Source organism: Streptomyces africanus, from assembly GCF_002150735.1.
Taxonomy (GTDB): domain Bacteria; phylum Actinomycetota; class Actinomycetes; order Streptomycetales; family Streptomycetaceae; genus Streptomyces; species Streptomyces africanus.
This window is the reverse complement of sequence record NZ_MUKA01000262.1, coordinates 1-6,546: the sequence shown is the minus strand read 5'-3', so window position 1 is coordinate 6,546 and position 6,546 is coordinate 1. Positions and strand designations below refer to the sequence as shown.

General features: G+C 70.5%; 5 protein-coding genes. 1 reads left to right on the top strand and 4 read right to left on the bottom strand.

What is annotated here, in order from left to right; translation table 11 throughout:
• Positions 1 to 646, bottom strand: a 646-nt coding sequence (locus tag CCL05_RS29555) for an endolytic transglycosylase MltG (protein ID WP_086563707.1), incomplete at its 3' end; no start/stop codon positions are given.
• Positions 647 to 689: 43 nt separating this feature from the next.
• Entirely contained in the window at positions 690 to 2,492 is a 1,803-nt protein-coding gene (locus CCL05_RS29550; RefSeq protein WP_086563705.1) for an ABC transporter ATP-binding protein, read from the bottom strand.
• A 106-nt stretch (positions 2,493 to 2,598) separates the two neighbouring features.
• Here CCL05_RS29550 and CCL05_RS29545 point away from each other — a divergent pair, with 106 nt between their 5' ends.
• Positions 2,599 to 3,048 carry a MarR family winged helix-turn-helix transcriptional regulator gene (locus CCL05_RS29545; RefSeq protein WP_020274799.1) on the top strand — a complete coding sequence of 150 codons (450 nt, stop codon included), beginning with the start codon at positions 2,599 to 2,601 and terminating at the stop codon, positions 3,046 to 3,048.
• A 102-nt stretch (positions 3,049 to 3,150) separates the two neighbouring features.
• On the opposite strand, the gene CCL05_RS29540 is transcribed toward CCL05_RS29545, so the two are convergent.
• Both CCL05_RS29540 and CCL05_RS29535 read right to left on the bottom strand, forming a co-directional pair.
• A complete protein-coding gene (locus tag CCL05_RS29540; RefSeq protein ID WP_086563704.1) occupies positions 3,151 to 4,569 on the bottom strand; it encodes a cation:dicarboxylate symporter family transporter in 1,419 nt (472 codons plus the stop codon).
• Positions 4,570 to 4,744: 175 nt separating this feature from the next.
• Positions 4,745 to 6,352 carry a peptide-N4-asparagine amidase gene (locus CCL05_RS29535; protein WP_208641648.1) on the bottom strand — a complete coding sequence of 536 codons (1,608 nt, stop codon included), beginning with the start codon at positions 6,350 to 6,352 and terminating at the stop codon, positions 4,745 to 4,747.
• Positions 6,353 to 6,546: the final 194 nt, after the last annotated feature.

Here is a 6,546-nt window from a genome sequence, read left to right as displayed (position 1 = left end):
CCATGCGCTGGTACGAGTTGTAGGGGCTGTCGATCCGGGTGTCGCTCGCCCTGGTGCGCAGGGTGGAGCGGCCGAGCGCGTAGTTGATGGTGGAGTCCATCTGGAGCGGCATGCCGCGTTCGAGGCGGTTGAAGACGACCCGGGCGACCTTGCCCATGTCGGCCTTGGTGGCCGCTTCCGCCTGGACGATGCTCGCGATGGTGACGGCCTGGTAGAGGTTCATGGCGTTGCGCTGGGCCCCCGCGGCGATGGGCGCGCCGTTGTACTTCTCGTTCGCGGTGTCGACCATCTGGGCCAGGAGCTTCTCGGGGGCCGTCTTCTTCTGGAGCGGATAGGCCGCCGGGAAGAGGTAGCCCTCCGGGTTGCCCTCGGCGTCGCTCGGCAGTTTGAGGGCGGCCTTCGCCAGGGACTTCTTCGTGCTGCCGGGCGGCAGGGCGAGGGCCTTGTCGACGGCGGCGTAGACCTGGCTCGCGCGCCAGCCCTCGGGGATCACCAGGGTCGAGGGCCGGCCGTGCTCCTCCTGCCCCAGGATCAGCAGCGGCACCGCCACGGCGGTGCCCACCACGACGGCTCCGGCCGCGACGAGCGCGATACGGCCCCGGCGCGTCAGTCGAATCGTGCTCCGTGGCGGAGTGTTCTTCTGCATGCGGGCACGGTAACCCGCATACCGCCATAAACCCGGCATATTTTCATCTTGTCGGTTCCAGTTGGGCATCTCGGCGTACGAGCGCGGCGTACCGGCCGTGCCGTTCCAGCAGTTCCTCGTGCGTACCGAGTTCGACCGCGCGCCCCGAGTCGAGGACCACGATCTGGTCGGCGCCCCGGACGGTGGACAGCCGGTGGGCGATGGTGAGCGTGGTGCGGTTCGCCGACAGCGCGTCGATGGCGTCCTGCACGGCCGCCTCGGTCCGGGTGTCCAGCGCGCTGGTGGCCTCGTCGAGGATGAGCACCGGCGGGTCGCGCAGGATCGTGCGGGCGATGGCCAGGCGCTGTTTCTCGCCGCCGGAGAAGCGGTGGCCGCGCTCACCGACGACGGTGTCGTAACCGTCGGGCAGGGACGCGATGTGGTCGTGGATCTGTGCCGCCTTCGCCGCCTGGTAAAGCTCCTCGTCGGTGGCGTCGGGCTTGGCGAAGCGCAGGTTGTCGGCGACCGATGCGTGGAAGAGGTACGTCTCCTGCGAGACGACGCCGACCGCGCGCGCCAGGGTGTCGAAGTCGAGGTCGCGGACGTCGACCCCGTCGAGGGTGACGCGGCCGCCGCTCACGTCGTAGAGGCGCGGCACCAGGTAGCCGAGCGTGGACTTGCCGGCGCCGGTCGGGCCGACGACGGCGAGGCTGCCGCCGGCCGGGACGGTGAGGTCGATGCCGTCGAGGACCGGGCCGCCCTTGTCGTCGTAGCCGAAGGAGACGTTCTCGAAGCGGACCTCTCCCTCGACCCGGTCGAGGCGGACCGGGTCCGCGCGCTCGGTGATGTCGATCGGCAGGTCGAGGTACTCGAAGATGCGCTGGAAGAGGGCGAGCGAGGTCTGGATCTGCACACCCGTCGACAGCAGGCTCACGGCCGGGCGGAACAGACCCTGCTGGAGCGAGACGAAGGCGACGATCGTGCCGATGGAGACCGCGGGGCCGCCCAGCTGGAGGGCCATGCCGGCGGTCCAGTAGATGACGGCGGGCAGGGCGGCCATGACGATCGTGATGACGGCCATGCGCCAGCGGCCGGCCATGTTCGAGCGCACTTCCAGGTCGACGAGTTCCTCGGACTCCTCGGCGAAGGACTTCGTCAGCGAGTCGGAGCGGCCCATCGTGCGGCCGAGCAGGATGCCGCTGACGGAGAGCGACTCGGTGACCGTGGCGGCCATGGCGGCCATCTGCTTCTGACGCTGGGTGGTGATCTTCCGCCGTTCGTTGCCCACGCGGCGGCTGATCCACACGAACACCGGCAGCAACAGCAGCGAGACGACGGTCAGGCGCCAGTCGAGGGCGATCATCGCCACGATCGTGGCGATCACGCTGGTGGCGTTGGAGACGAGCGAGGTCGCGGTGGAGGTGACGGTGGCCTGCATGCCGCCGATGTCGTTGGCGATGCGGGACTGCACCTCGCCCGTGCGGGTGCGCGTGAAGAAGGCGAGGGACATGCGCTGGAGCCGGCCGTAGACGGCGGTACGCAGGTCGTGCATGACGCGCTGGCCGACGGTCGTGGAGATCAGGGTCTGCAGGACACCGAAGACGCTGGTGAGGACGGCGCTGAGGATCATGCCCAGGGCGAGCAGGCTGAGCAGGCCGGTGCGCCCCTGCGGGATCGCGACGTCCAAGATCTCCTTCAGCAGGAACGGCGTGGCGACCGAGACCAGCGACGCGGCGCCGACCAGCAGGCCGACGACCGCGAGGCGGCCCCGGTAGGGGCGGAAGAGCCTGAGGATGCGGCGGACCTGCCGGGGCTGTTCCTTCGCGTCGGCGGGTGCGCTCCAGGGGGCTTCGTGGTCGGGGTGCATGGGCTCCTTCGAGAGAGCGGTGCGGCCGGGGGCCGGGACGGCGGATCGGATCGTAGCTCATTGTTACCTATACTCACAATGAACATCATCCTGATATTGTTCCCGCATGACCTCCCCCGATTCCGACGGCCTGCTCGCCGAGCAGTTGCTGCGGCTCACCCGCCGGGTGCACCGCATCCAGAAGCGCCATCTGGAGCAGCGCGACCTCGGCATCACGCCGGCGCAGTCCCGGCTGCTGCGCACCCTCGCGCACTGGGGCTCGCCACCGCGGATGGCCGACCTGGCCGAGCGCCTGGAGGTGGTGCCGCGGGCCGTGACGACCCTGGTCGACGGGCTGGAGGCGAGCGGCAAGGTGCGCCGGGTCCCGGACCCGGCGAACCGGCGGGTGATCCGTATCGAGCTCACGGACGACGGCCGCAAGGCGCTGGGCGAACTGCGGGCGGCGCGCCGGTCGGCCGCGGAGGAGATTCTCGCGCCGCTGACGGACGAACAGCGCGAGGCGCTCGGGGGGCTGCTGAACACGCTGATCGACGGAGCGCCGGTGACGCGGTGCTGAGGGCCTGAGGCGCGTCGAGGACCCGGCGCACGAGACGGGCCGCGGAAGCCGCTGTCCTGCCGGAGCGGTGGCCGCGGCCCGTTCGGTGCCGGTCGCTTCGGGTCAACTGACCTCGGGGGCGGGTTCCTTGGGCTTCTGGGCGGGGATGCCCGGCGCCGGGTTCACCGCCGCGGGGGCCTCGACATCGCCCCCGCCGCCACTGCCGTCCAGCTCGTCATCGGGGTCGGACGTGTCGTCCCCGTCGAGCGCGTTCCTGGCCCGCTCGATGTCGAGCGCGCCCTCCCAGCGGGACACCGCGAACACGGCGACGCAGTTGCCGAGCAGGTTCGTGACGACGCGCATCGAGTCCATGATGCGGTCCACGCCGAGCAGCAGGGCGACGGCTCCGGCCGGGATGGCGCCCAGGGACGAGGCCGTCGCGGACAGGGCGAGGAACGCCGAACCGGGGATGCCCGCCATGCCCTTGCTGGTCAGCATCAGCACCAGGACGACGGTGATCTGCTGCCCCAGGCTCAGATCGACGCCCACGGCCTGGGCGATGAACAGCGTGCCGATCGACAGGTAGAGCGAGGCGCCGTCGAGGTTGAAGGAGTAGCCCGTGGGCAGCACCAGACCCACCGCGTCGTCGCGGGCACCGGCCCGGCGCAGCTTCTGCATCACACGCGGCATGACCGACTCGGTGGACGCGGTGCCGAGCGCGAGCAGCATCTCCTCGCGGATGTAGCGCAGGAACTTCCAGAGGCTGAGCCCGGTCACCATCCGCAGGGCGACGGCGAGCAGGGCGACGAACAGCGCGGCCGCCACGTAGCAGAGCACGATGAGCTTGGCGTACGTCTTCATCACACCCAGCCCGTAGTTGCCGACCAGGTGGGCCATCGCGCCGAACACCGCGAGCGGGGCGAGCCGCATGATGAACCCGACGACCGTGAAGATCACGTCCTGGGCCTGGTCGATGGCGGGCAGGATCTTCGGCACCCTGGTGTGTCCGAGGTGCAGCAGGGCGGCGCCCACCAGGCAGGCCAGGATCAGGACTTGGAGCAGTTCGTTCTCGGCGAAGGCGCCGACGAAGCTCTCGGGCAGCGCGTTGAGGGCGAACTCGGTCGTCGAGGGCAGATGACCCCCGCCCGTCGTCTGGTCCACCGCGGCGGCGTCCAGCGAGGCGGGGTCGACGTTCATGCCCTTGCCGGGGCCGACGACATTGGCGGCGACGAGGCCGATGACCAGGGCCGCCGTGGAGGCGACCTCGAACCAGATCAGGGCCTTGACGCCGATGCGGCCGAACGCCTTCAGGTCACCGGCCTTGGCGATGCCGACGACGACCACGCAGAAGACCAGAGGCGAGATCACCGTCTTGATGAGCCGGGTGAAACCGTCGCCGAGCGGCTGGAGAGCTGTGGCCGTATCCGGCCACAGCTTCCCGACGAGGATTCCGAGGACGAGCGCGCACAGGACTTGCGCGAAGAGTGAGGTACGCAGGGTGCGTGCGACGCGCCGCGGTAGGGACGGTACGGACGGTGGCACGAGGCCTCCTAGGGGGACGGGACACACAGAGGCCGGAGGGGACTTCTGCGATACGGAAAGCGGCTTCCGTAGCCGTACACTGTGGAGGCTGTCTTGATCGCGCACAAGACCGCAACGTTTCAGCCAAGTAAAAGCGGCCTAAGTGGCGCATGTCACACGCGCCACACAAGCCCCTTCAGCAACGACGGCGGTCCTCCGTGAGCATCCCCTGCACGGTGGTCAGCGTGCGGTCGTAGCAGCCGTGCGAGCCGTACAGCCGGTAGCGCTCGCTCGTCGTGCCGACCGCGTGCCGCTGGTCGCGGGGCACGTTCGCCGTGTACGTGGCGTCGCCCGTAGAGGAGTCGTCGAGCCGCGACCACGCCGTACGGCGGCCGCCGCGCGTCTCGACGGCCGTGGCGCGGTCGCCGAGGGTCAGCACGGTGCGCAGCCGGTCGCCCGCGCCGAGGGTGGTCGTGCCGTCCATCGTGTAGGTCCGGTGCGTGCGGGTGGTGTAGGCCGGTCCGCGTCCGTCGACGGTCACCGACTCGTCGTCGTTCCAGGTGGCTTCGAGGGCATCGGTTGTCTCGCCGTCCGTCCAGCGGTGCCCGGAGGTGTGGGCGAGCGAACGGCCGACGGTGGTCGTGACGCGGCCGTGCGAGGTGTCGACATATCCGGCGACGGTCAGCCGGTGGGCGCCTTCGGTGGCGACCCGGTGCTCCGAACCGGGTGTGTACGACGAGGAGTCGGCGAGGTCGCCCGCCTGGTGCGCGGTGAGCTTCCCGGGTACGTGGGCGCGCTGCTCGTCCTGCCAGACGAGGACGTTCACGGGCGTGCTCCAGCCGGTCTGTCCCTCGGGCACGCCGACGACCGAGACCTCGACGCGGTGCGGACGGCCGTCGTTGAGGAGCCCGGCGAAGGGGGTGAGGTCGTAGGTGATCGGCTTGATGTCGAAGGCGCGCGGGCCCGGGATCACATACCAGAGGAACGGGTTGGACCAGCCGCCGGTCCACACGGTGGGGAACGGTGCGGCGATGCCCGCGAGCCGGCCGTCCACGCTGATCTGCACCTCGCGGTAGGGGCCTTGCCCCGCCTTGCAGGAGTACGGTGCCGCGTCGGGCACCGTCAGGTACCAGTACTCCTCGCAGCCGCCGCCGGAGCCGGTGGCGTACACCTCCGCGACGACGCGCTCGCTGTTGCGGGGCGTCGTGAGGGTGGTCGCGCCGTCGGTCCCCCGGTCGAGGGTGAGGACCTTGTCGGGGCTCTTCCCGTCAGGGCGGCCCTGGTGGAACGTCAGCGTGACCTTGACGTCGAGGACGCCCGTGTAGGTGTCGTCGACGACGTTCCCGATGAGCATCTCGACGTCCCGGCGGCCGCGGAAGGTGTCGCTGTAGCGGGTGACGTCCTTCTCCACCGACCACTCGATGCCGTCGGGCGAGGGCTGCGGTGTCGACGTACGGAAGACCTCGACCCCGCCGACCCGCAGATAGCCGAGCCGGTCGTACTGGCGGCCCTTGACCTTGCCGTCGAGCCGCAGCACCACCTTGCTCCAGCGGTCGCCGCAGTCGCCCGGCGGGGTGTACGTGCCCCGGTACGGGGTGAAGTCGCGGAACTGCGCCCGGGCCACGGTGACTTCGCAGGGCCTGCCGTCGGGCCGGGTGACGGGCGGGGCGGCCGTGACCGGGTCGTGCCAGTCGGTGCCGAACTCGGCGGGGACGTCGGCCGCACGGGCGGGACCGGCCCCGAGGAGAGTGCTCGCCAGGAGGGTCGCTCCGGCAAGCATGGACATGACGATGCGTCTCTTCATGGGCGGTGTTCTACGGGGACCCGGCCGCCTCCGCAATGAGCACCGGCCCGCCGAGCCGCCCTGTTCCCGTCCCTGTCGGCCGGTTCCGTTCGGCGGGTCGAAAACCGGTTGCCTCCGACCACGTGGCGGCGCGAACCTGTCACGGTTTGCTGCCTTCGGCCGCCCCCCCCACCTCCCCCATCCCCATCCGAATC